The 24,110-nt window shown below is 58.2% G+C and carries 21 protein-coding genes; 10 read left to right on the top strand and 11 right to left on the bottom strand.

Annotated features, from left to right (window positions below; all coding sequences use genetic code 11):
• Window positions 1–12: 12 nt before the first annotated feature.
• From Mal15_RS28855 to Mal15_RS28820, 8 genes are all read right to left on the bottom strand, one after another.
• Entirely contained in the window at window positions 13–1,932 is a 1,920-nt protein-coding gene (locus Mal15_RS28855) for an ArnT family glycosyltransferase (RefSeq protein WP_147870925.1), read from the bottom strand.
• Window positions 1,898–3,247 (bottom strand): HTTM domain-containing protein, encoded by a 1,350-nt coding sequence (locus tag Mal15_RS28850; protein WP_147870924.1) that lies wholly within the window; start codon window positions 3,245–3,247, stop codon window positions 1,898–1,900. Before Mal15_RS28850 ends, Mal15_RS28855 begins: the two co-directional genes overlap by 35 nt.
• 2 nt (window positions 3,248–3,249) lie before the next feature.
• Window positions 3,250–4,284 (bottom strand): hypothetical protein, encoded by a 1,035-nt coding sequence (locus Mal15_RS28845; RefSeq protein WP_147870923.1) that lies wholly within the window; start codon window positions 4,282–4,284, stop codon window positions 3,250–3,252.
• Complete coding sequence (locus tag Mal15_RS28840) at window positions 4,262–5,488, bottom strand: hypothetical protein (protein ID WP_147870922.1); 1,227 nt, start codon at window positions 5,486–5,488, stop codon at window positions 4,262–4,264. The genes Mal15_RS28845 and Mal15_RS28840 overlap by 23 nt, the downstream gene beginning before the upstream one ends.
• Window positions 5,489–5,519: 31 nt before the next feature.
• Window positions 5,520–6,653 (bottom strand): hypothetical protein, encoded by a 1,134-nt coding sequence (locus tag Mal15_RS28835; protein WP_147870921.1) that lies wholly within the window; start codon window positions 6,651–6,653, stop codon window positions 5,520–5,522.
• The gene (locus tag Mal15_RS28830) at window positions 6,653–7,237 is read right to left on the bottom strand and encodes a cysteine peptidase family C39 domain-containing protein (RefSeq protein WP_167547111.1); all 585 of its coding nucleotides are present in this window, start codon (window positions 7,235–7,237) and stop codon (window positions 6,653–6,655) included. The genes Mal15_RS28835 and Mal15_RS28830 overlap by 1 nt, the downstream gene beginning before the upstream one ends.
• Window positions 7,238–7,459: 222 nt before the next feature.
• Window positions 7,460–7,786, bottom strand: a complete 327-nt coding sequence (locus Mal15_RS28825) for a hypothetical protein (RefSeq protein ID WP_147870919.1) — start codon at window positions 7,784–7,786, stop codon at window positions 7,460–7,462.
• Between the two features lie 571 nt (window positions 7,787–8,357).
• The gene (locus tag Mal15_RS28820) at window positions 8,358–8,684 is read right to left on the bottom strand and encodes a hypothetical protein (RefSeq protein ID WP_147870918.1); all 327 of its coding nucleotides are present in this window, start codon (window positions 8,682–8,684) and stop codon (window positions 8,358–8,360) included.
• Window positions 8,685–9,008: 324 nt separating this feature from the next.
• Between Mal15_RS28820 and Mal15_RS28815 the strand changes: the two genes are divergently transcribed.
• From Mal15_RS28815 to Mal15_RS28785, 7 genes are all read left to right on the top strand, one after another.
• Window positions 9,009–9,206, top strand: coding sequence for a hypothetical protein (locus tag Mal15_RS28815; RefSeq protein ID WP_147870917.1), 198 nt, complete (start codon window positions 9,009–9,011; stop codon window positions 9,204–9,206).
• A gap of 380 nt (window positions 9,207–9,586) precedes the next feature.
• Entirely contained in the window at window positions 9,587–10,342 is a 756-nt protein-coding gene (locus Mal15_RS28810) for a glycosyltransferase family 2 protein (RefSeq protein WP_147870916.1), read from the top strand.
• A 177-nt stretch (window positions 10,343–10,519) separates the two neighbouring features.
• Window positions 10,520–11,506: a glycosyltransferase family 2 protein gene (locus tag Mal15_RS28805; RefSeq protein WP_167547110.1), complete on the top strand. Its 987-nt coding sequence runs from the start codon at window positions 10,520–10,522 to the stop codon at window positions 11,504–11,506.
• 7 nt (window positions 11,507–11,513) lie between these two features.
• Complete coding sequence (locus Mal15_RS28800; protein WP_167547109.1) at window positions 11,514–12,359, top strand: DUF1559 domain-containing protein; 846 nt, start codon at window positions 11,514–11,516, stop codon at window positions 12,357–12,359.
• Window positions 12,360–12,409: 50 nt separating this feature from the next.
• A complete protein-coding gene (locus Mal15_RS28795; RefSeq protein WP_147870913.1) occupies window positions 12,410–13,699 on the top strand; it encodes a hypothetical protein in 1,290 nt (429 codons plus the stop codon).
• 148 nt (window positions 13,700–13,847) lie between these two features.
• Complete coding sequence (locus tag Mal15_RS28790) at window positions 13,848–15,164, top strand: TlpA disulfide reductase family protein (protein WP_167547108.1); 1,317 nt, start codon at window positions 13,848–13,850, stop codon at window positions 15,162–15,164.
• A 290-nt stretch (window positions 15,165–15,454) separates the two neighbouring features.
• On the top strand, window positions 15,455–15,688 hold the full coding sequence (locus Mal15_RS28785; RefSeq protein ID WP_147870911.1) for a hypothetical protein: 234 nt from the start codon (window positions 15,455–15,457) through the stop codon (window positions 15,686–15,688).
• Window positions 15,689–15,754: 66 nt separating this feature from the next.
• On the opposite strand, the gene Mal15_RS28780 is transcribed toward Mal15_RS28785, so the two are convergent.
• Both Mal15_RS28780 and Mal15_RS28775 read right to left on the bottom strand, forming a co-directional pair.
• Window positions 15,755–17,314, bottom strand: a complete 1,560-nt coding sequence (locus tag Mal15_RS28780; protein WP_147870910.1) for a TAXI family TRAP transporter solute-binding subunit — start codon at window positions 17,312–17,314, stop codon at window positions 15,755–15,757.
• A gap of 57 nt (window positions 17,315–17,371) precedes the next feature.
• Window positions 17,372–18,871 (bottom strand): type IV pilus twitching motility protein PilT, encoded by a 1,500-nt coding sequence (locus tag Mal15_RS28775; protein ID WP_167547107.1) that lies wholly within the window; start codon window positions 18,869–18,871, stop codon window positions 17,372–17,374.
• 266 nt (window positions 18,872–19,137) lie between these two features.
• On the opposite strand from Mal15_RS28775, the gene Mal15_RS28770 reads away from it, so the two are divergent.
• The 3 genes from Mal15_RS28770 to Mal15_RS28760 all read left to right on the top strand — a co-directional run bounded on the left by Mal15_RS28770 (window position 19,138) and on the right by Mal15_RS28760 (window position 21,799).
• Window positions 19,138–19,749 carry a hypothetical protein gene (locus tag Mal15_RS28770; protein WP_147870908.1) on the top strand — a complete coding sequence of 204 codons (612 nt, stop codon included), beginning with the start codon at window positions 19,138–19,140 and terminating at the stop codon, window positions 19,747–19,749.
• Window positions 19,739–20,209 (top strand): transcriptional regulator, encoded by a 471-nt coding sequence (locus Mal15_RS28765; protein WP_147870907.1) that lies wholly within the window; start codon window positions 19,739–19,741, stop codon window positions 20,207–20,209. Before Mal15_RS28770 ends, Mal15_RS28765 begins: the two co-directional genes overlap by 11 nt.
• Before the next feature lie 84 nt (window positions 20,210–20,293).
• Window positions 20,294–21,799, top strand: coding sequence for a B12-binding domain-containing radical SAM protein (locus Mal15_RS28760; protein WP_147870906.1), 1,506 nt, complete (start codon window positions 20,294–20,296; stop codon window positions 21,797–21,799).
• Window positions 21,800–21,818: 19 nt separating this feature from the next.
• Here the strand turns inward: Mal15_RS28760 and Mal15_RS28755 are convergent, their stop codons facing one another.
• Entirely contained in the window at window positions 21,819–23,993 is a 2,175-nt protein-coding gene (locus Mal15_RS28755; RefSeq protein ID WP_147870905.1) for a dockerin type I domain-containing protein, read from the bottom strand.
• Window positions 23,994–24,110 lie beyond the last annotated feature (117 nt).

Below are 24,110 nucleotides of genomic sequence, written 5' to 3'. Positions count from 1 at the left end.
CGAAAACACTCGTCAGAACGCCGGGCCCCGCTTCGACGCGTCATCGGCCGGTCGTCGATGTCGCTTGATCGCTTCGCTGATTTGTTGATCGGAATAAACCACGACGGAATAACCGATTCGCGCAAGCGGATCCATCTTTCGCAATTCATCCAACCCGACATTGCTGATCTGGTAGATCTCCCGGTTTCGGTCGTGAACGACGGCCGGGTAACCGTGCAGCAGGTTGACACCGATCGCATAGGAACCCGGTGGCACCTCAGGCGGAATCGTCCTCGCGATTCGAAACGGCCACGAATCGATGTCGCGGACGTCCAGGTCAAACGGGTTGTACTGGGACTGGAACGCCAGGTGGACGGGCAGATCAGACGGGTCGGCGGATTCCAAGATCCACTGTTCCAGGTTAAGAAGGTCCTGTCCCCAATCGATGTTGCTGTTGAGCAGATGGGCGGCACCGTTTCGGGGGCCGCCCGCGAATTCGTTGAAATACGACAAGCTATGCGGGAAGTACCACAGACTGGTCACGACGGAGTATGCCAACAATGCCGATGCCGCCATCACGATATAACACGACTCTGCAGGTCCCTTGTGACGGCCCGCCGTATGATCCTCCGATTGCATGGTATCGTCCGTCCGGGATGTGGCTAGGCGATCGCAAGGGTGCGGAGCAAAGCATTGGCTGACCCAAATGTACAAGAACGGAAAACTGGGCAGAACGTAACGGAGGTGGTGGCTGAATCCCGTCTTTGAGCTTGCCGCGATGAAGATGACGATTGCGGGGGACAGCAATACCAGATGGTCTCGCCAATCGACAACGCGATGTGCGCGACGAAATGGCATTGTCACCAGGGTTAAACCGAGCAGTCCCAGCACGCCGCCGGGGAGCTTTACCAGTGAAGCGTACAGATAGTAGTACCACCATCCTTTTGCTTGAAATTTGCCGCGGAGATACGAGGGGCGACTTAGACTTTCAAAGTCATTTTGTTGGGAATCGATTCCAAGAACATAATCAGCGGGAAGGGGCACGGGGACAGCGGCGAAGATCGTATTTTGAAACCGATTGTGTTCTGATCTTTCGTCACCGGATAACATCGCACTGACGAAACGAAACTCTCCCAGCGGCGTGCCCGTGCCTTTTCCGAGATAGCCAAGATTGAGCAGGTACAGCCCGATCCCCAGGATCGAAGCGATCATCTTTGCCTCGCGCCACCACCAATCCCGCGAAGGCCTGTCTTCTGCGCACCAGCGGTAGACCATCCAGATTGCGGGCCAGATGCCAACTAGCAAAACAGCCGTCGTCTTGCTCAACAGGGCGACACCGAGTACGCATCCGGTCACGAGAGCGCGTTTCCAACATGGAACGTTTAACCATCGCCAAAAGCAATAACTTGCCAGCACAAAGAGCGCCGCTGCCGCGCAATCGGGCGTCATCAGCGCTCCATGGCCGAGGATCAGCGGTGAAAAACACCACAAACTCGCGGCCACCAAACCCGACCGGGGTGAATACAGATCTTTGGCCCACAAAAAGCAGGTAACTGCTCCGACAACCGAAAAGCAGCTCAAGAGGACGCGTCCCAATCGAAAGTACAGTAAACTGCGCCGACCGTTCGCCCGCACAAAATCTTCTCCCACGGTGAACTCCGAGCGAGTCCCGGCATACGTTGCGAGTCGCCCCCAGTCGACTTGGCAATCCAGCAGGAGTGCCGGAACCGCTGCAATCAATCGCACCAACGGAGGGTTCACTCGATACAGCGAGTAGTCTCCGGTGCGACCGAGGTGAACCCCCGACGCCAAATGTGCCGGTTCGTCCAACGTCGGGCTGTGGATCCAAGCGGAATAGCAGAGCAGACTGACGTGAACCACTATCAGCGCCAGCATCGCAACCGCGTACGTTCGATGGTCACGGAGCGGTTTGAATCGATTCTTCAGTTCCATGGTTCTCGTTGAGTATCCAGTCCGAATGCCAAAAACTGATCTCCAACCGTGACAGATCGACGTTGGGATCAACCAGATAGCGAGGCCGCCTTCCGTTGAGCGACATCTTGACCTCGGCAACGTACGCGACATCCTCACCATACTTTTCGCCGAATCTGGTGCGCAGGTACTGACACAGTTGTGCGATCGCATCGGGAAACAAAAAGATTCGCTGCCGCTGGGCTTTGGTCGTCATCCCGGAAAGCACGACGGGGACTTTGTTCCTGCCTGAATCCGTGATCGCAAAAATCTCTCCCGTTGAACTCTTGTCGCAAAGCATCATCCGCCATGCGAACCGATTACCTTCGCCCGTCCATGTCGCGTTGCCTGGAATGAGGTACCCGCGCAAAGGAACGAGCAATTGGACCGCGAAAAAAACAGTCAACACCGTCGTGACCGCCCCTCTCGGAGCCCTACCGACGTAGGTTTGTCCGCCGCTCAGGATCCTGTTTTGAAGTGATCTCCAGATGCGATCGGGCAGAAACATGAAGGTCAATAAGATCGCCAAGAATGGAAAGAAATCGATATGAAACAAAAACCAATTCGTGAGGTGAAACGTCGTTGCAACGCCAATGGCAAGCCAGCGAGTTTGGTTGAAGAGCAAAGCCGGGGCGATTAGCAGGTCAAACAGCATCCCCGACCATGCGGCCGCGACAGGGAGAAAGTGAAAGCTGCTGGACAGTTCGTGATTCAAACGCGACTCCATGAACATCCGCATCGGCACGCCCGAGAGCCAGTCCGCATCGATCTTTGCGATGCCCGCAAAGAAGTACACGACTCCCATCTGAAATCGCAGCACCACCATCGGCCAGGCGGGAATCGTCGCCACCGACACCTCCGCTTTGGAATAAGTGTCGATCGACCAAGCCCGACCGGCCGGCGAACTGGCGAGCAGAAAACTCAAGAGACAAGTGAGGTAGTAGTGATTGACGTAATAGCTTGCATCGAGCAAGAACACGTACGTGAAGATCAGAGCAAAGCCCCAAGCAGCTGCACGAAAGAAAACGCCCGCAGCGATCAACAAAGCCAGGAATGCCATCAGATAGTGAACCGTGACATACCACTCACTCGGCAATTCCGGAATCCAGCGAAACCACAGATACTTGGGATGAAAGTCGGAATGCGTGTAATAGATATCGACGCCACGGTGCAGACACTTCAGGACCAAGAAACAACTCAGCAGCACACCGAAACCGATGCGAAACACCACCAAGGGGAGAATCGCGTGCGGTGCAAAAAAGGCCTTCCGGGCGTGTGCTGCCGAGGCGGATAGCATCGTCAATTCCCCGTCGTCTCTGCGGCAGATTCGCCGGCGCGATTGCCGCCAGCGTGCGGCCAGTCGAATACTTCGATCGCACGTTCGGTCGCTTCAACCAGCAATCGTTCACCGCCAGCGACGACATGGCGGCGATCCGAATCGGCGTGTTCAACGACGGTTCCGGGCAATAAGACCGGCAGTGATAAGGCAGTCGCCTTGACCTGATTCAACTGGATTTCCTCCACCGACACGCTGGCTTCACCGATGACTCCGAATTCACCCGCCGGCTCGCTGAGCCGACGCAATTGGCGAGAACGAATCTGAAACGGCAGCGACAACCCCGATCCGATGTCTCGATAGTCGCGGAACGAAACCTCCATTCGGCTGTCTTGCCGCGTCGGTACTCGAGACCGTTCCATCAATCGACGCCGCGGCATGAACCCCAACGCGGGGTCCAACCAGATCCGATCGACCCCTTCCGTCTCTCGGTCAATGACCACACATTCGAATCCATCGACCCGCTCCGTTGCAGTTGCCAAACGGGCTTGACCGACGATCAGGACCGACGGAAAAAAATAGTCCGGCCTCGTGGCAGGCCGGTCAGGATAGGGCCATACCCCGAGCTGTTCAAAGTACTCGACACTCAGCCCTTGATGCTGCTTGTCCGACAATTGGTACTCGAGCTTCCGAAAGCTCGGCCAATGTTTGGAAATCACACCTCCGTATTCCCGCATGATCGGCATTCCGGGATGAAGCGGATGATCGTGCAGTGAGCCCGCCACCGACTGCCGAAATAAGTTGCTGTGGCGTGGAGTCCAAATGTAGTGAACCGCCTCGACCACGGGATTCCCACGGTTTTGCTTTTGCAGCGACCAACGCTGATCACTGTAGCGAATCTCGATACTTTCGACGGACTCGATCCGGTCCGTTTGCGTGGATGCGATCTCTTGCAGATTGAAAGGATGATCACAAACACCGGCACACGGCCCGATCAACGACAGGGCCAACCACCATGCACAGCGGATGACAAGCTTACTTGGATGATAGACGGACATGTTTCTTTCGGTTTGCGCGTACGACTGCGAAGATCACGGCAATGGCCCCACCTGCCAGCAGGAACAGCAGGATGTTGCGGCGCCGCGCGGATGTGATGCGTGCCAGGGCACGGTTGATCGACCGTTCGGTCGCCTGAACATCTTCTCCGAGCACATACGACAACGTGGCCCGTTCGCCGCCGACCGAGTCGATGATCGTGTTGTCCATGACCGTGCTTCCCACCACCGGCTTGGGCTCGAAGAGTCCCTGCGAAACCTTCCCCCCGACGACGACCTCTTGGAGCGTCGCGATGGTGGCGAATTGCACGGTGTCCGCATCATGACCCGAATGGGTGTTACGATCGACCATGAACTCCCGTCGGGCTTTCCAGGGAAGCCACAGTCCGGGAGCGACGGAACGAAAGTCGGAATTGAGATACCGCATCATCAGTTCCCCGCCGTCGGCCCATCGCCACAGTCGCTTGACGAGCGCGAAGGAGTATTCCGGGGCCAGGAAAAGGGTGTCGCGGCCGGGACGCTCCCAGACATGGCAGGGGATTCCATCGACCTTCTCGGTCCGCTTGAATTCGTACGCGCCGCTGCGCAGCCCCTGGATGATCGAAAACTCAACGTCTCGGGGCGCCTCTGAGGTCTTGGCCCCGGCTCGCACCGCTTCGCGACGCCAAACATCCATGTAGATGCCGTCATAGAAGGGGCTCCCGATGAACTCCAGGTACTGGCAGGCCTGCTCCCGTTGCCCATTGTGTCGTTCATCGCCACCTTGATAGACATGGTAATTCTCCGCAGATTCTTCTCCGTCAGCGTTTTTTCGAATCGCTTGCGAATAATTTGTCTCTCCGTCGTTCCAGTATCGAGAGATCCTGACCTCACCGCTTTCCATCGCCTGCTCGAATTCCCGGTACTTGCTTTGCTTCAAGTCGAATGCGATCGCATATTGATCGGGGGTGTAGATTCCGAAGATTTGATGGGCGGCATCACCGAGATCCTGGACGACGTCAAATTCAAGAGTCCAGCTCAGGTGCAACCGATTTGCGTTTTCAAACGCGGATTGGATCCGGTCGGCGACGGTGTTCGGATCAGGCGGGGCGACGGTCCCATTGGTTGACTGGGCGACCGCCGGATGGCCGGCCCAACCGAGACCGGCCAAAAGCAGGCAGCAGATCCAGCGGATCCTGTGAAATCGAGACGTTCTCAGCTGTCGCATCATCGGCACTCCTAGAAAGTTTGTTGTTGAATTATGTTGCATCATCTTCAATCTCCAACGCGACTCGAATTGCATTGATTCCATGTGTCAGCAGACACGGTTCGCTATTCAAAAGCGAATCCGGAATGGTATCCAGGTATTCCACGACGTATCGGGCTGCGTCGGCGAGTTGTTTGTCGTTGACGCGTAGTTCCTTTTCGACACGCACCTGCCACTCGAGATGATGGCCGGTGATCCAAACGCCGTGCGCTTCGGGCTCGGCGTATCTGGACGCACCTGCCCCGTCACCGCTCCAATTCGGATGCCAGGCCCCGTCGGAGTCCTGAGAACGCTCCAGTAATCGAGATGCGGTGCCAAGGAAATGTCGGATCTCCACGGTCGTCGTGGGCGCGAGGATGTCCGACTGTTCATCGACCGCAAGCAGGGTCGTGAGCAGTTGCAACGCATGAGTGCCGCCACAAGGCCCCGAGTATTGTCGACCGTTTTTCGCAACCATCAAATGGTTGGCGATCTGGTCAAACGTAAAGACCTCTCCGAATTGGTTCGTCCACGATTTGGCAGGCGGAAGATAGGCCGCCAAAGCGTGAACCACCCAGTAGGGTTCCTCTTGCATGGAAAACGTTGCGATAGAGTCGTTGACGACATCCTGCAGCGTCATCGGGCCGGTCGAAGTCGTGATCGGCGTCGATGTGTCTAGTCCGATGTTGCTCAGCACGGCCAATGTTTGTCCGGCGTGTGCCTCCCTGGTATTCATTTCCTGATCCGACGGCGACCAAGTTCGATCAGAAAAACGCGCGCCGTAGCCGGTTGCGATCAAGTAGGGCGGGCTGTTGACACTTGCCCGCGGAAAAAACGTCAGGTACCGCGAATGGTGGAGCAACGCCTGGATGAAGTTCCCGAACGCCACCTCGTTGCGGTCGCGACACAGCGGTGCCAAATGCAACAGATCGGGAATGGTCCCGTTTTCGTCGATCGAACACCGCTCCAACACCGATCGGTATTTCTGGATGTCGATTTGACGAGGGTGAAGATGCCAGCGCACGGGGACGTCGACCGGCGCTCCCGATTGCCGCGGCAACTGTGCTGCCGGATGATCGACCGGGTGTGCCTGGGCGTGTCTCTCGATCGATGCTGTCTGCTCGGAAGATTTCTCGCAACCCGTCATCAAGACGTTCGCAGCGACGAGCGCCGCCACAGCCCCATACCCAGCCAGAGGGTGCAACCGAAAAACCCGGCGAGCAACCACTGCCCGCTGGCGACGGGCGCCTCGCTGGGGATCAAAACATAACCTGTCCATTCTCTCGATAGCTCCGCTGTTGATACGGTCGTAGTAAGCGTGGTCAATGGATCAAACAGTCGAAACCCCTGGCGATCGGATTCCGCTAATACAAAGTAATGGCCTGGCTGAGTGCCTTTGGCGTGGTAAAGAATCACACAGGGACACGGCAACGTCTTCAGAACCTCCGGTGAAGTCTGCACGATCCGGCTTTCCACTCCCAACGTTGCTGCCGCATCAGCCATCGACGCGAAGGACGCACCTTTTCGCGATACGGAAACCAAGTCCCTGACATCGGCCAGCGAAACGTCGGCTCCCTGACCTCGCAGATACACATAAAGTGCGTTGGGACCACAACTCACCGATTCCCGCCAACCCGGCGTCTCGCCGCGGGCCTGGACAATCCCACCGCATGCGAGGCCGATCAACAGACCGAATCGCAAGCACTGGCTCCACATAGCATTCACCTTCATTGCCTCCGCCCAAAGATTCATAAACACACAGTCTCTACCCGCCCCGAAATCCGACACGACGACCATCGCTTGGCCCTCCCCGATGCTTCGGCACACACCCCCGGCGGCAGATGAACCGAATCAGCGACGATTGCATGACAGAAAAACCCTCGCTGCCCCAGAGGCACTGCTCTTAGAGCAGCGAAAGTCATCGGGAGGAATCACGAACCGAACGTCGGTCGTCTAGCTCTCGTCACACGAGGTCTGGTTGACGTTTTCAAACACGCCACAACTTCCACCGGTCCCGCCGGCGCAGTACGAACTCTCCAGCTGGCCGTACGCGTAGTGCCAAAATGATGAGGGGCTATAGTCGGAACACTGTGCCGTGCAGCCCCCGGTTCCACAACCATCGCCGTCGTCATCCCATCCGCTGCACCCGGCACCGTAAAGTGCCGAGGCCTCCGAGATCGAAACGTGGCGCAGGTCTGTCGCCGTGGCACTTTCCTGAAACGTGATGCCGATCGTCAATAACGCGGCAGCGGCGATCGCCGCCAGAGCCAACCTTAGCATTGCTAAACCTTTCTCTTGAGGGAAACTTACAAAAGCTCCGTCAACGAGTCTAAAGGCAATAAGCCGCCGCGGCCTTTGATGGAGTGATGCGTTGCAGCGAGTCATCGACAAAATGACATGCCCGAAGAGAAGATTCCCGAACGAGCATTCTTAGCCAATCAGGCCACGAAGTGATCTTGCGCTGCTCACAAAAACGCGATGGCGACAACCGTCGTTGTCCCACGTGAATCAAGAATACACATCACTGCAGTAGGTGAAACTTTTGCCCCAGTCCCGATGACTCAAAGGAGTCAACTGGCGATCAATGTCTAGGTGCCGCAATCCGTTGTCAAGCAAATTCAGTGGTTTTTGTTTTATAATTTTCCGGCATGACATTTCATGTCTGATTCGGCGTCGTCATACAAAACGCGGAACCGCCGGCATGCATGACACTCAAAAACGATCGCGTCGACGTTGCCCGACACGCTCGCTGCGGTCCCGGTGATTGGTTGAAAAACCTTCGCTGCCCAGAGGCTTTACACTCGGAGCAGCGAAAGTCATCCGAAGGAATTACGAACCGAACAACGGCGCTTTAACTCTCGTCACACGCGGTCTGGTTGACGTTTTCAAAAACGCCGCAGCTTCCACCGGTCCCGCCGGCGCAATACGAACTTTCCAGTTGTCCGTACGCGTAGTGCCAGAAAGACGAGGGGCTATACTCGGATCCTTGTGCCGTGCAACCTCCGGTTCCACAACCATCACCGTCGTCATCCCATCCGCTGCATCCGGCACCGTACAGTGCGGAGGCCTCCGAGATCGAAACTTGACGCAGGTCGGTCGCCGTGCCACTTTCCTGAAACGTGATGCCGATCGTCAATAACGCAGCAGCGGCAATCGCCGCCAGAGTCAACCTTAGCATTACTAAACCTTTCTCTTGAGGGAAACTTACGAAAGCTCCATCAACGAATCTAAAGGCAAAAGGTTGCCGCGGACTTTAATTGAGTGATGCTTCGCAGCGAGCCATCGACAAAATGACATGCCCGAGGAGAGGATCTCGAACGAGCATTCTTAGCCAGTCAGGCCACGAAGTGATCTTGCGCTGCTTACAAAAACGCGATGACGACAACCGTCGTTGCCCCACGTGAATCTAGAAGACACATCACTGCAGGAAGTGAAACTTTTGCCCCAGTCTCGTTGACTCCATGGAGTCAATTGGTGATCAATGTCTAGGCGTCGATCAGCCATGTCAAGCAAAAACAGCGATTTCATTCGGTTTATTATCGACGCGGCGAATCGACTGCCGTCCGGCGATGTTGAAAGCCGCGATGTTGAAAGCGGCGATGCATCAACGCGTTGCTTTGCTGTTGATCCCGGCGATAACCCGCCGACCGCACCGCGTTCCATGCAGTCACTTCAGGCCGCCCTGCCCCGCCCGTTCTAACCAAACGCACCCGTTCGAGCCCAACGCAAGTTTGCAATGTTATCGACACGACAGTCCCGCGCCATGTCTGCCGTCGCGGCGTGACGACCATTGCGACAGCGTCGTTCACACCGGGTGCGAATTGATCTACAAGAATTGATCTACAAGAAAAATTTGACAACGTGCACTGATACCTCCATACTCCTGTTCGGCGATCCGGAATTCATGGTTCTCGGTTCGCCGTTCTACAATCGCGTCCGTGGGGCACATTGAGGCGACGCTCGAATGATTGATTACAATCTCGCACGTATGGTCGTGCGACATCGCGGTGTAAGACAACCACACACCCGGATTGATCCACCGCATCGGTTGATCAACGTCTGCGACGGGAGGATTTTCGAATGAATGTTTCGATTATCGTCCCCGTGTACAACGAGGCAAAGACGGTTGAACGCGTCTTGATGGAACTGGTGGCCGTTGCGAGTAACGACTGGGAGATCATCGTGGTGGACGACGGATCCACCGACGGGACTCGTTCGATCTTGCAAACAGTTTGCCAGGAGATCGGTGTCGCCGTCGTCTTCCGTGATCACAACGGAGGAAAAACGGCAGCGGTCAAAGACGGATTGGAACTTGCCTGCGGACGCTGGGTGATCTTTCAAGACGCAGACCTTGAGTATGATCCTCGCGATATCCATCGATTACTCGCGCACGCGGAAACGGGGCATCGAGTCGTTTATGGGAAACGCCGCGGCAGTTGGCATCGCCCGAATCGCTGGGTGTTTGCCTTGGGTGTCCTCGGAGTCGATTTGTCGATCCTCCTCCTGTTCGGCCGATTTGTTCGCGACCATGCGACATGCTACAAGCTGATCCCTCGGTCCGTCCTCACCTCGCTTCAACTGAGATCGGTGGGATTCGAGGGATGTGTTGAGATCACGGCGAAGTTGATGCGGTCGGGAATCCCGATCTCGCAAATCCCGATTGGTTACACACCACGTGCAATGTCCGACGGAAAAAAACTGACACCGGCGTACGGATTTCGAGCATTGGGGGCCGCGCTGCGGTGGCGCAATTGGCGCCCCTGCCCCTCGCCGGCCGAACACACCGGTTCTTCATCCACGTTGCCGGCCAAACGCGCAAACTCGGCATTGAATTGATCACTCCCGGACGCCGGTCATGGGCGACCGAGCGCCGCGATGGGACGGCGGGTCCCACGCATTTCAGGAGACAGCGACTTTGGCCGCCGGCGAGCGAGTTTGAACTCACCGATCGACGGCGAAACACACTTCGGCACTGACAAAATTTCTTCGAAGATTTTTATGAGTGGGGCACCCATGTCAAATGATGAGCTTGTCGACACGGTCTCGATCGTCGTTCCCTGTTTCAATGACGGTGCGTTATTGCAGGCACTGCTGACGCGCACGCGCGAGGCGTGCGAGAACTGCAATGTCGAGTTCGAATTGGTCATCGTCAACGATGGTTCCACCGATCGCAGTTGGGATCAAATCCGCGATCTCGTGACGACGGACCGACGTATTGTCGGTGTCGATCTGACACGGAACTTTGGCCAAGACCGCGCGATCCTTGCGGGACTCAGCTACTGCACGGGCGACTGTGTCTTCGTCCTGGATGCGGATCTTCAAGACCCGCCGGAGTTGTTGCCCGAAATGCTCCGCTGCATTCGCGACGGCGCAGACGTGGCCTACGGTCGCCGACTTTCTCGATCGGGCGAAACCATCGCGAAACGATTGACCGCTTGGGGATTCTACCACTTGATCAATTTGGTCTCGGACATCGAGGTGCCCAAGGGCGTCGGAAATTTTCGCCTCATGCGGCGCGAGGTGGCCCACACGATTGCGGGTTTGAAGCAGCAGCCCGATTTTTTTCGCGGCCTGTGCGCCTGGGTCGGTTATCGACAGGTCGCGGTGAACTTCCATCGAGATCCCAGGCACGGGGGCGTCACGCACTGGCCGCTACGGCGGATGCTGCAACTGGCCTCCCAAGCGATCGTGTCCTTGTCGTCGGCCCCACTGTTACTGCCGACCTGGATCGCCTCCTTTGCGACGCTTTCGTGCATTGCTCTTCTCGCCGTCCCCGCGGCTGCGACACCACTCCGCACGGGTGACTGGCATCTGCCAGCGATGATGTGCTTGGCGATCGCAAACGCCTGGGTGCTGGCAATTTTCGGACTCTACCTCATGAGGATCTATCACGATGCGAAAGGGACACCTCCATATTTGGTCAGGGAAACGGTCAGCAAGGTCAACTATCTCGAACCGGCACGCCAATCCAAGTGCCCGGTCGGGCATCACGCTTATTGAATTGCTGGTGGTCATCTCGGTGATCACCATCTTGATTGGATTGTTGCTTCCCGCAGTGCAGGCGGCCCGCGAGGCATCACGCCGCCTGTACTGCTCCAATCAGTTAAAACAGGTCGGGATCGCGATGCAGACGTACCACATCACGTACCGGATGTTTCCGATCAACTCCAACTTTGGCACACCGTTGGGGGAAGACGGCAGGACGCGGAGTTGGAATCAATGCCTGCTGTCTTTTCTCGAACTGGCAAGCGTCGAAGGGTTGATCAAAAGCGAGCACCCTCTCGCAGACAATCGTGCCGCCGCCGAAACGGCCGTGCCGGCCTACCTTTGCCCCTCGGGACATAGTTCGGTCAATGCATTCAACCGCGCCGACATCAGCCCTGACTGGCATTGCGGCGTCACCACTTATAAATCATGCGCCGGATCGAACTGGGACTGGGGACGGTTTGCGCGCGAAGAACCGACCGGCCGCTTTGCCGGTCAGCGAGACGGGATGGCAAAAGGAAACGGGTTCCTCTCGGCAGGTCGAGGAAAACTGGTCACGACACGGACACGCGACATTCGCGATGGATTGTCGAACACCTACTGCGTTGGCGAGACCCTGCCCGACCTGACGCGTTGGAGTTGGTGGTACCATTCCAACAGCGCCGCGGCGACGTGCGCCATTCCGCTCAATTTCGGCATCGACCTGAAGGATGAAGATGCCTGGCAGGAGAACAATGGCTTCATGAGCCGGCATCCCGGCGGCGCTCACTTCTTATTGTGTGATGGTAGCGTCCGCTTCGATTCGTCGAGTATCGCTGCGGACGTCTACTATGCGAGCGCCACGATCGATTCGCACGACGGGAAATGAGACGGTGAACCGAAAAGTGACTCAACGGGATTAGGGATCGACGCAAATCAATGAATGCTGAAATGGAATCGGCCGATCCCTCCAGCGATCCGCCAGCGGAACAGTCGACGACGTCCCCGAAGGAGCAGCGTCGAGACGGCAGCCTGGTCTACGCGCTCGTTTGTTACTACTTCACCAGCCTGATCGTGCTGGCGAGCGTATTCTTCAGCGCAGACTTTGTCAGGCTGTGCGACGCGCATCCCGACGCGCGACGTATGGATCGCATGAATCCGCTGGAGCGATTCGGTCCCTGGGACGGTGTTTGGTATCGCCAGATTGCGAACGACGGCTATAGCTACGATCCCAGCCGCATGTCGAACGTCGCCTTTTATCCACTCTATCCGACTTTCAGCTGGTTGTTGGGCGCCGCCACGGGCCTGAGCGCCGAAGCGTCTTTATTAGCGGTCTCGCAGCTGTTTCTTCTGTCTACCTTCGTGCTCTTGGCAAAGTACCTGCCCGGGCGTCCGGAACTCAATTGCCCGCTGGAGTGGAAAGGCGCTCTCTTGGTCTTTGCCCTGTTTCCGACGTCGTTCTATTTTCGCATGAGCTATTCGGAGTCGACGTTTTTGTTTTTTGTGCTTCTGTCGATGTACGGGATTCAAAAACGATGGCCTTTTGGGACCATCGCGTTCCTTGCAGGAGCCTCGACGGCGGCCAGGCCCGTGGGGCTTGCCGTCTATTTGCCATTCTTATGGTACGCCGCACACCGTTCGCAGACTTGGAAGCAAGCCGTCGTTCGAGCCGGGGTCTATTCCCCGATCTGCGTTTGGGGAATCATCGCTTACATGGTCTACCAACACTTCACCTTCGGCGATCCCCTGGCGTTCGTCCGCACCCAAATCCACTGGTATGATCGCATGCCACCGGAAGACATCGGCGGAAAGCTTTTGATGCTGGTTTCGCTGGAGCCTTTCTGGTCAGTCTACCAGCCGGATTGCGAATGCTATTGGGCGAACGTCCCCCCCAATCGAATTGCAGAATTCAACCTGCACTTCATGAATCCATTGTTTGTGCTGTTCGCCTGGGGGATGATCGCCATCGGGGCGGTCAAGAGAATCCTCACCGCGCCAGAGGTCCTGCTGAGCTGCGGGCTGCTGGCGATCCCCTACGCGACACATTCGTTTCGCGCCTGCATGGCCTCCGAGGCGAGGTATGCCGCGGTGGTCTTTCCGGTCTACATCGTGGTCGCCGCGATTTTGCAGCGTGCGGCAGCGGAGTACCGCGGGCTCGTTTACGCATGGATGGCTTTCATGCTCTCGATCGGGGCGATGATGTTCACCGCGTGGTACTGGTACTTTTGAAGTCACGGCCCACACGGGCCGGGCTCGGTGGTCCAACGATCGCCGTCTGTCCCGGGCGATGAGTTGCGATGAACACTCCCAGGCGATAGGATCGATCTTTCCGGGGGGCGATCTCCCGATCCACCTGTTTCACGGGAGTCACGATTCGATGGGATCCTGCATTCTTGCTTTTGGTTGGCGGTTTATCCAATCGAAGGGATACGTATCGGCGTTCTTAATGGTCGCTTTGCTGTGCGGGACCACCGGCTGCAAGGAATCCGTTCAAGACGATGCGGCGGACGGTTTGCAGCCGCCCGTCGTTGACGACTCGATGGCGGCTGATTCTAGCGACTCGGCATCGGCGTCATCGGATGCCGCTGGCAATAACGATTCCGGTCTTCCGACACTGCCCCCGCCCCCGGAAAAACTTGGTGTCGGCGACCCGAGCCCCGGCTTAGAGATTGCGAAGTGGATCCGCGGCGAGCCGGTCCAGGGTCCGCTTCGTGACCGCGTGCACGTGGTTGAATTCTGGGCCACCTGGTGCGGCCCGTGTCGCCGAGGCATGCCACACATCAGCGAGCTGCAATCTGAACTTGCCGATGAAGTGACGTTCATCGGAGTGACGAATGAGGACGAAGCAACCGTCGAAGGTTTCCTTGGCGAGACGGCCCTGGGCGAGAAAACGTGGGACGAGATCATTGAGTATCGCTTGGCCATCGATGATGAAAACTGGATGAACCTTGCCTACATGAAGGCCGCCAACCAAGGCGGCATCCCCTGTGCCTTTGTCGTCGGTCGCGACGGCGTGATCGAATGGATCGGCCACCCCGGATCCATCGACCAGCCGCTCCAAGAAATCGTCTCCGGAACCTGGGACCGCGCCGCTGCCATCGCAGAATACAAACAGCAGGAAAAGCTGCAGGAGTTGGCAGATAACGTGAGTTCGCTGCTACGCGAACAAGACTACGACGGCGCCTTGGAACAACTGAACAAGTTTGAAAAAGCAGAAGGGACTTCCAAGACGCTGCTGAACTATCGTGTCCGAGTTCTGGAAATCGCCGGCCGCAACACTGAAGCCGCCGTCGCCCGGGAAGCCCTCGTCGAAGCCGCCTGGGACGATGCCATGTTGCTGAGCCAAATCGCCTGGACCACCGCAACCAACGGCGACCCTTCCGATCTGGAACTCGCACTCAAGGCGGCCAAGCGGGCGTCACAGCTGCGAGAAAATGAAGACGGTCCGATCCTGGATACCCTGGCGCGCTGCTACTACGAACTCGGCCGACTCGACGAAGCGATCAAGTGGCAGCGGCAGGCCGTCGAACATTCCAATGGACAGCGGCAGATCGAAGCGACACTGCAAGGCTACTTGGACGAACAGGCCGCGGCGGAGAAATCCGACACGGAGAAAACGGACGCGGAGGAATCCGACGCGGGCGAGAAGGACTCCGAGCCCGAGGATGTGGCTCCCGAATCGGACGAAGCGTAATCGGCCCCCGGTCGCATCCCATGAAGACTTGTATCAGCTTCTACATACTGTACGTAAGTTTCCGCCGTTCCCTACTCGGCATTTAGGGTGAAACTGGGTGCCGCTAGCGGGGCCTGTGCCGATCGTTGACGAGATGCGATTGACGAGCAGGGCGTGAATCGAACAATCTGATGGCTGGCTTGTGCCCAGTCGCGTCCCCCCAATCGGCGACGCCCCACGTGTGCGTTGGCAAACGCTGGAACGCTGGCGCAGGCGAATCACCCCATTCGATCACGTCAAGGAAGCCAATGATGAATAACGCTCCGTCGACACTCAGCGAAGATCAGATCGCTCAAATCGAACAACACAAGTACTTCATGAGCGAAAAAGCCGGCTACGACGTCGGCTGGGAACACGCCGAACAGGATTGGCGTGAAAAATTTGGCCCCGCAGCGACCGGGCATGAGGCTGCCACCACGACGATGCCACGCCCCAAAGGTCTCGGCGGTTTCTTCCGGCGTTTGATTTCCCGAGCCGCGGTGTAGGGCATCTCGAGGTACGACATTATGTACGCCCCGGTGTCGAACACGACGTACGACATCCTCCATCGATCAAGACGCTGCGTCGGATGGCGGTTTGTCTGATGAAGTGTTTGCTTGGCTCGGTTGCGACGGATCGCCCGACGGCGTGCTTGGACATCGGGTCCCCGTAGGTGGCGACGCTTCAGGAGACGTTCCCGGGTCGGGCACCGATTCTTCGGTTGCATCAACCGGGGGCGGACCGTCGGGATGATGCGTTAGCGATTGCGATTGCTCGTCGATCGCGTTGCGGACGCGCCGTTGAACAAACTCGACGTGTAGTCGCAGGTTATAGAACTCCTCCATGTAGGACAGCGGGACGGATTTCAGGTCATCCAGTTCGCCTTGCATTTCCACCAGCGTCGTCTCGTCTTTGACCAGGCGTTCGACGTCTGTTTCGCCGCGTAATTCGGATTCGATCCCGCGCAGAATTTCGTACCAGCGATAGATCCGCGAGCGAATCCTCCAGCGGTACAGCGGCGGGGCCATGCGGAACAGCGGCAACAACAACGTCACCGCGGGCAGCAGCAAGATTTTGCCGCGATTGATGGCCGACGCGACCCAAAACGGCAAGTACTTTTGCAGAAACGGTGGCCCGTCCTCGAAGAACACCCGGGCGGATTGATTCAGTGGAAATTCGACGAACTCCGTCGACGGCAACCGGCCCGGTTGCAGCACGCTCTGTTCGCCGTGGTGCGTTTGCGTCGCGGCCCGCAACAACAACGGGATCAACGCGTCGTGCAGCGATCGGGTGGCGATCAAATTGGCGGCCGGTGCGATCAATTGAACATCGCGCGGCGGATAGTCGTGTTGCAGATCGATCACGCCGCGTTGGAGCGTGACGGCTGTTAGAAACGGGTGTCGCCGAGAATAGGCATCGTCACGTTGGAAATTCATCAGATGAATGTCTTCGTCGGCGATCAGCTGGCGGATCAGACCGGACTCGGGTGGCAAGACAAAGATGGCCGCGTCGATTTGCTTTTGTCTCAGTTGAGCGACCGCGTCGATGCCCCCCACCCCGACCAACGTTGCTCCCGACTGGGAATCGATCCCGTTCTCATCTAATAACAGTTTCGCGATCGATTCGGTGCCGCTTCCCCGGCGGCCGATGGCGATCCGCTTGCCGCCCAGGCCGCGTAAATCCGCCGGCGATGCTTCACCTCGATAAAACACCCAGATCGGTTCAAAGTACAAACTGGCCAGCGATTCGATCCTGGCCGAATTGCCGAACGTTTCCGGCGCCGTCCCGCCCTGAACGATGGCCAACGTGACCTGCGGATCCGAGTCCAGCAGTTGGTAGTTTTCGATCGAGCCGGCCGTCGGACGTAGTTCCAGTGTGACGCCCTGGCGACTTAAGTAATCACGGTACTGGAGCGCAAACCGATGGTACGCCCCGTCGGTCGGACCGGTCGCCATGACGATCGTCCGCGGGGGAGCCGGCTGGATGAAGAACCATGCCAGGGCGAACCCGAACAGGACGACCAGAAACCCGCCACCCCAAATCTTCAGCAACAGTCCCCGTACTTGGCGACGGGTTTCGCGAAAATGCTCGGCCAGCAAACTCTCCGAATGATCGCGCGTCGTTTCAGTCAAATGCCCGGCCCTGTGATCACGTCGTTTGCTCGCTCGCCTGCAATGCTTGTGAAGCGATTAATGTTGCTTGATGGAATCGATCGTCGGTGGCGCATAGTTGCCGTGCCACATCTGCTCGAACGTGTCGTGGTTGGATGCATGGGCGACCGCTTCGTCATGAGAGATCACGTCCCGCTTCGCCAGATCCACCAAGTATTTCTCAACGATAAACGATTCCGACATCACTTGCTGCATCCCGGCACGGATTCCCTGCGCGTCGCCGGACAAAATGCAGTCGGCGATTTGCTTCGTGTCGTTGAACAAGAACTCCAGCGCCGGAACACGTCCCCCTCGGACTTTTGCGACCAGCCGCTGACAGATGATGCATTTGACGCAGTCGCGAAGCTGGAGCCGTACCAGATCTCGCTCGATCGGGTCAAAGAAACTGACGATCCGCGTGATCACTTCCGAAGCCGTGTTGGCGTGCAGCGTACTGATCACCAAGTGACCGGTCGCCGCCGCACTGATCGCCGATCGGATCGTATCGCTGTCGCGCATTTCGCCGACAAAGATGACGTCGGGATCCTGACGCAGCGCCGCGCGTACGGCCTCATAAAACGACTCCACGTCCTCGCCGACTTGACGCTGCGAAATGATCGACTTCTTGTTCACCTGAGCGTATTCGATCGGGTCTTCGATCGTCAGGATATGGCGAGCCTGATGCTGATTGATCCAGTCGATCAGCGATGCGACCGTGGTCGATTTTCCGCTGCCGGTCATTCCGGTGACCAACACCAACCCGAAATGCAGCGCCCCGAGCTTCTTCATCACGTCCGGCGGTATTTGCAGATCGTCAAACGATGGAATCGCTTCGGGCAAAAACCGCATCGTGCAATGCGGCACCCCGCCCCGAATGAATGCCGAAACCCTGGCAAATCCGACGCCCGCCTGGTGGTACCGGAAACTGCATTGCGAATGCTCCTCGTACTCCATCCAGTCCTTTTCGGGTGCGAGCTCTTTGATCAATGCCGTGATCTGATCGGCCGTCAACGGGTGGCGCAGATCCGAACGTCGAATCGCGTTGTCGACGCGGAACACCGGATCGGCATCGGGATACAAATGCAGGTCGCTGGCGCGAAACTTCACCATCGCTTCCATCAAACGGTGCGGACGCAGCGTCTCTCGACGGAAACGCTCGCCTTGGAAACGCCAGACGTCCGGCAACAGCAGTTTCCCGGAAATCTCTTTGATTGCGGCAAGCGATGCGTCCAGATGATGGGCGATCTTAAGAAACTCGACGTCGAACACGCCCTCTTCGACTCTCACCGCCGCATTGGGAGGAAACGTCTTTGCCGCTTCCTGCAGCGCCGCCAGCGTCTCGCCGTCGGCACTGATGCGAAGCTTGTACGTGTCGAAGGGGCCATCAAAGCCCTTGCGGAGCGCCTGCAGCTCGATGCCACTGGCGTGGCCGACGATGATTTTTGCGCCGCCGTACGTCCGACGAATCTCCTGTTCAAGGATCTCGGCGATCACCGCCAAATCCGATTGCTGCCCGACGCCGATAATCTTTTCTGGCATGGCTGATCCCCCACTGACACGGCCACCTTGCCCGCAATTCATGATCCCCTGATTTTCGGAGCCGCGATCACCACGGTCAATCATCATCCGCGGCGATGAATTCACGAAACCGTGATTCGTTGCGTGACGTGGTGACGCCAGCGGCGCAGGATCGACCTGCCGAACCGGATCACCATGGATTGCCGGAATTGAGTTGACGCGGCAGCGCAAACGGTTTACTTTGCAATACAAAGCAATCCCACTTCGCTCCGATTCGGGTCACCGTGATGGAACTTCGCGAGGCGCTCCGCCAGATTTCCGAGATTCGCGTCTGTCTGTCTCGGGGCGAAGTGTTTCGCGGCTATCGATCCGCGACGGTCGGTTGTTCGGCCTTGATCGGGATGATCGCCGCGGGGTTGCAACCACACTGGGTTGCCGCACCGGCGACCGATCTGGGACGATACCTGCTCGGCTGGATCGCAGTGGCGGCAGTCAGCGTGATCGTGGTGGCCGCCGAACTCACCTGGCGAAGCGATCGGAATGGGCCCGGCCGCTCGCGCGAGATGACGCGTCTGGCGGTCGAACAGTTTTCCCCCTGCATCGTCGTCGGCGCGCTGCTGACACTTTCGATCTATCGTTACGCTCCCCAGGTCGGTTGGATGTTGCCGGGGCTGTGGTCGCTGGTCTTCGGACTCGGCGTGTTTGCGTCCTACCGATTGATGCCGCGTCAAGTGTTTTGGGTCGGCGCCTACTACATCGCCTGTGGCTGCGGATGTTTACGCTTCGGGCAGGGGGAGAACGCGTTTTCCCCTTGGTTGATGTTCATCAGCTTCGGCGGCGGCCAATTGCTGAGTGCCTCGATTCTCTACTGGACCCTGGAGCGTCCCGATGCCGGCTAAACGAAAAACCGATTCGAAAAAGCCCCCATCCGCCCCGGCATCTCAGCCTGCCCCCGCTGAATCGGGACGGTTCGCCTACAGCGGGCTCGATCGTGTCTTGCACGAAAAGGCTCGACTGGGAATCCTGGCCTCCCTGGCGGCGAATGACGCCGGATTGCTGTTCAACGATCTCAAACAACTCTGCTCGCTCACCGACGGCAATCTCAGTCGTCACTTGGGCGTCTTAAGTGACGCCGGACTGGTCGAGACCTGGAAAGGAACGGGCGGCACGGGCACCAGGGGAACTGGCGGATCACGGCCTCAAACCATGTACCGCCTGACCGACCAAGGACGCTGCCGGTTTGCCGATTACATCAACGAATTGGAACGTGTGATCGCCGACGCACAACGTGACGCCACGCCGCGGACCGAGCTGCCGAACGGACCTCCGCGCGCCGCGCACCGATGGTCCGCGACCTGATTGCGGGCTCTTTTTTTGCCACATCACTTTGCATTGCAAAGCTACTTAGATGCCCTTTTACCGACTCGATTGAAGAGCGACGCCATGAAACCCTGGATCCCCCGCGCCATGCGGATCGCGCCTCCGCTTGATCCCCACCCGCCGACGTCGCCGATCCGCCCGCGACAAGCCTTGCTGATCAATCCGTTCTATCCCAAGGATCCGCACGCCAGTTTCGGCAAGCACGTGTTGACGCCGACGTTGGCTTTGACCAGCGTGGCCGCGGCGACACCGGACGAGTGGCAGGTCAGCTATTGGGATGAAAACTTGCTGCAAGGTCCTCCGCCGAGCGACCCGATGCCGGCGGTCGTTGGCATCACGGTCCACCTGACCTTTGCCGAGCGAGCCTACGAGCTCGCACGATGGTATCGCCGGCGAGGCGCGGTCGTGGTCCTCGGCGGGCTGCACGTGATTTCGTGTCCCGACGAGGCCGCGCCGCACGCAGACGCCCTTGCCATCGGTGACGGCGTCTCGCTGTGGGGCCGAATCTTACGCGACGTCGACGATGGCACGCTGCAGCCCATCTACCGCGCCGATTTCCGCAAGCCCTATCGTGACGACCCGCCGCCGCGCCGGGATTTGCTTCCCCGCGAGAGTTTTTTGACGACCTCCAGCTTGATCGCAACACGCGGTTGCCATAACCGATGCGGATTCTGCTACCTCTCGACCAAGGGGCTGCACATGCCGTACTTGGTTCGCGATGTCCAGCAGATCGCCGACGAGTTTCATCGCGATGGGCAACCGTATGCGGTGTTCACCGACAACAACCTGGGCTCCAAACCGGAATACCTTCGACAATTGTGTCGCGCATTGCGACCGCTAGAGAAAATCTGGAGTGCCGCCGTCAGTATCGATGTCACCGATGACCCCAGTCTGGTCCGCGAGATGGCGTTGGCGGGGTGCACCGGTGTGTTCATCGGATTCGAGTCACTGCAGAATGACAACATCACCGACGCGAAAAAGAAGAGTCCCAGAACGGAAGACTACGCGCGGCGTGTCGCGCTGTTGCACGACAACGGGATTCAGGTCAACGGCAGCTTTGTATTGGGTTTTGACCATGATCGCGAGGACGTTTTTGAGAACACGATTCGCTGGGTCGAAGAGAATCGGTTGGAGTGTGCCACGTTTCACATCATGACACCCTATCCGGGCACGCCGCTGTTTCGTCAAATGGAATCCGAAGGCCGGCTGCTGCATCGCGATTGGTGCAAGTATGACACCGCCAACGTGGTCTTTCGGCCCAAGCACATGACCGAGGAACAATTAGCCGCCGGTTACGCGCGTTGTTACCAGCGTCTGTTTTCACACGCATCGATTTGGCGGCGTCGCCCGAAAGACTGGCGCGCGGTTCCGGCCTATCTGGCGATGTCGTACTTGTACAAACGGTCCAATTGGATGTGGCACTTGCTGATCAAGTACCGATTGACCGCACGCGTCTGGCGACCGTTGGTGGAATTGACGCGGCGGCGTCATGTCAAGTTTCGGCGGCGATTGCAGGCTCAACCCGAAACGCCCGCCCGCGGCAGCACGGTTGTTTCGGCAGGCGTGTAGTGGAACGCGCCGGCGGATGTTAAACCAACGAACTCAAGCCATCGAATCCGGCAAACAGCTCATCCACCGACCGCATCCGATCCTCGTCATCGTCGTCGTGAACAGCCAATTGGATGGAAACGGCAGATGCCGATGTCATCACCGGCGGCGGCTGCAGCGCCAAGAAGTTCAGGACATGAAGCGCATCGCGCGGCGTGATGTCCCCGTCACGATTGACATCAAACCTCCAGTCCGTGGCCGTCGGAAATCCAGACGCCAGTCGGTTCAGGACCGTCAACGCGTCCAGCGGTGAAACCTGGTCACGTCCATTGACGTTCAACGGATTGAGGACCGAGTTGAGTGCCCGCTGCAACTCGGCTTTGTCGATTAAATCCGGTGTGATCGGATCGGGCGCCCCCGGCAACGCAACCGCCGCGGCATACCGGTTCTCGAACGGGCCGAAGTCCAACTGGTCGACGCCTCCGGAAACATCCAGATCGACATACTCCGGAGCGACACCGGTCGACGTCCCGAACCAGTACGCGAAGGTTGCGAAGTCCAGCAGGTCGACGCGGGCGTTGCCGTTCCAATCGCCCTTGAGTGAGAAGAAGCGATTGATGCGGTCCCCGGTGAAGGTAAACTGCGGCCCCGACGTGACCTCGGGTGACAGCACCAATCGGTATCGCCCGTCGGGCAACTGGCCCTCGTCCAGCTGGATGGTGATCAATCGGCTGCCGGGGACGAAAGTGATCTGGTCGCCACGCAAGGTGATTTCGACGGGAGCCCCCGCGCCGGTCACGCCCAGATTGCTGAGCACGATGCCGCGCGGGGGGATCGTGTCGATGTTGTCACCGAGTTCGATCACGATGTCGCGGAGCTGGCTGCGTTGCCGCGCCCAAGACGTCGGCTGTGTTCCGTGCGGGAGGTCGTTCGGGTCGCTGCGCAGGCTGTTGATTGTCACCACCGGCGGATCGGCGGGATCGCCGATGATCGTCCCGCTGGCCGACGCCGTTGCGCCGACGATGTACGGTCGGCCCGTCAATTCCAATTCACGCGAACTGTCGCGGCTAAACTGGTTGACCTTCAGCATGGTGTGTCCGGCAAAGGCATAGCTGTCGTTGCCATCAAACGCCAACCCGAAGATCTCCGAAAACGCCTCACCGGGATCTTGTGCGGGTTTGGGTGCACTCTCGATGGTGCCGCCGGTTCCGGGGGTGCGAATCTCGATCAGCGAATCGGCCGCTTCGCCGGGCCGGTTCGCAGACAGGACCAGATGTCCGCCCGAAACATAGTCGAGATCACCGCTGGAGACATAATTGCTCGGCAACAATCGCGCGGCGAGCGCGCCGTCGATGTCGAAGACGGTGGTGACATTGTTCAGAACCCACTCGTCGTCGGCGACCTCCAGATCGAGCAAGTGCAGATCCAAAAAGTCCGCACCGACGGCAAACAGGTCGCCCTCTTCACTTCCAAAATCACCGTCGCGGCTATCAATCAACGCGTTAGCGCTCGGGATTCCGTGAGAATTGATAAACGTCGACGCGACGACACCACCCTCGATTTGGTCCGGGTGGACTTGGTACAGACGATCCTCGGTCAGGGCAAACAAGTCGCCTTCTTCGGTGAACGCGATGTCGGTGATCGTTTGCGTCGTGTTGATGGTGCCGATGACGTGCACGCATCCGGTTTCCACATCCACGGTGGCCAAGCGGTTTTCGTCATCAACGACGTAATAGTCGGTCAGCTGACGAGTGACGAAGTGTGCCGCGGCACCATAGACCGGCCCGAACTCGTCGGCCGAAACGATCGTCACGATGATATCTTCGTCGCGTTCGATCAGCGAATCGCGGATCGGTCGGACCGCCAGTTCGACCGTCGATTCCCCCGGATAAAAGGTCGCCGTTGCGGTCACCGGCCCGCTCGCCGGAGGCTGGTCGGGAAAGAAGATCGTGTCGTTTTCGACTTCCCGTGCGGTGTAGTCGACGCCATAGATCGCGTCGCCGGAAAGCTGAAATTTGACCGCCAGGATCTCATCGGTCTGATCACGCGTCAGCGAATAGACGATGCGTTTGGCCGGGTCTTCGGCGATGGCGACAGGAGACTCTGCCGTGACGGAAATCGTGGCCGCCAGCAACCGCCGATCCTCCAACGATTCCAGCCGCGACCGTCGGCGAAACGGCGATGGGCGACGTCGGTGCTTGAAGCGATCGTTCATCCTTCCGGAAAAATCGTGAGTGAATCGTGGATCGTCAGCGGCGGCAGCGATCACCGGTGGGGCAACTGCCGATCGCCGAACAGGGGGAACGGCCGTTCGGCCCCCCAGCGTGCCGGG

It is taken from the genome of Stieleria maiorica (genome assembly GCF_008035925.1).
Lineage (GTDB): Bacteria > Planctomycetota > Planctomycetia > Pirellulales > Pirellulaceae > Stieleria > Stieleria maiorica.
The sequence above is the reverse complement of the archived record's forward strand: the minus strand, read 5'-3'. Positions and strand labels throughout refer to the sequence as shown.

What these genes read in the sequence shown, in the direction of transcription:
- Mal15_RS28840 (WP_147870922.1), bottom strand. Translation starts at nt 5,488, where the DNA reads ATGCGACAGCTGAGAACGTCTCGATTTCACAGGATCCGCTGGATCTGC.
- Mal15_RS28855 (WP_147870925.1), bottom strand. Translation starts at nt 1,932, where the DNA reads ATGGAACTGAAGAATCGATTCAAACCGCTCCGTGACCATCGAACGTAC.
- Mal15_RS28755 (WP_147870905.1), bottom strand. Translation starts at nt 23,993, where the DNA reads ATGAACGATCGCTTCAAGCACCGACGTCGCCCATCGCCGTTTCGCCGA.
- Mal15_RS28825 (WP_147870919.1), bottom strand. Translation starts at nt 7,786, where the DNA reads ATGCTAAGGTTGGCTCTGGCGGCGATCGCCGCTGCCGCGTTATTGACG.
- Mal15_RS28795 (WP_147870913.1), top strand. Translation starts at nt 12,410, where the DNA reads ATGAATGCTGAAATGGAATCGGCCGATCCCTCCAGCGATCCGCCAGCG.
- Mal15_RS28790 (WP_167547108.1), top strand. Translation starts at nt 13,848, where the DNA reads ATGGGATCCTGCATTCTTGCTTTTGGTTGGCGGTTTATCCAATCGAAG.
- Mal15_RS28830 (WP_167547111.1), bottom strand. Translation starts at nt 7,237, where the DNA reads ATGAAGGTGAATGCTATGTGGAGCCAGTGCTTGCGATTCGGTCTGTTG.
- Mal15_RS28760 (WP_147870906.1), top strand. Translation starts at nt 20,294, where the DNA reads ATGAAACCCTGGATCCCCCGCGCCATGCGGATCGCGCCTCCGCTTGAT.
- Mal15_RS28850 (WP_147870924.1), bottom strand. Translation starts at nt 3,247, where the DNA reads ATGCTATCCGCCTCGGCAGCACACGCCCGGAAGGCCTTTTTTGCACCG.
- Mal15_RS28765 (WP_147870907.1), top strand. Translation starts at nt 19,739, where the DNA reads ATGCCGGCTAAACGAAAAACCGATTCGAAAAAGCCCCCATCCGCCCCG.
- Mal15_RS28845 (WP_147870923.1), bottom strand. Translation starts at nt 4,284, where the DNA reads ATGTCCGTCTATCATCCAAGTAAGCTTGTCATCCGCTGTGCATGGTGG.
- Mal15_RS28835 (WP_147870921.1), bottom strand. Translation starts at nt 6,653, where the DNA reads ATGACGGGTTGCGAGAAATCTTCCGAGCAGACAGCATCGATCGAGAGA.
- Mal15_RS28805 (WP_167547110.1), top strand. Translation starts at nt 10,520, where the DNA reads ATGTCAAATGATGAGCTTGTCGACACGGTCTCGATCGTCGTTCCCTGT.
- Mal15_RS28815 (WP_147870917.1), top strand. Translation starts at nt 9,009, where the DNA reads ATGTCAAGCAAAAACAGCGATTTCATTCGGTTTATTATCGACGCGGCG.
- Mal15_RS28810 (WP_147870916.1), top strand. Translation starts at nt 9,587, where the DNA reads ATGAATGTTTCGATTATCGTCCCCGTGTACAACGAGGCAAAGACGGTT.
- Mal15_RS28770 (WP_147870908.1), top strand. Translation starts at nt 19,138, where the DNA reads ATGGAACTTCGCGAGGCGCTCCGCCAGATTTCCGAGATTCGCGTCTGT.
- Mal15_RS28775 (WP_167547107.1), bottom strand. Translation starts at nt 18,871, where the DNA reads ATGCCAGAAAAGATTATCGGCGTCGGGCAGCAATCGGATTTGGCGGTG.
- Mal15_RS28820 (WP_147870918.1), bottom strand. Translation starts at nt 8,684, where the DNA reads ATGCTAAGGTTGACTCTGGCGGCGATTGCCGCTGCTGCGTTATTGACG.
- Mal15_RS28785 (WP_147870911.1), top strand. Translation starts at nt 15,455, where the DNA reads ATGAATAACGCTCCGTCGACACTCAGCGAAGATCAGATCGCTCAAATC.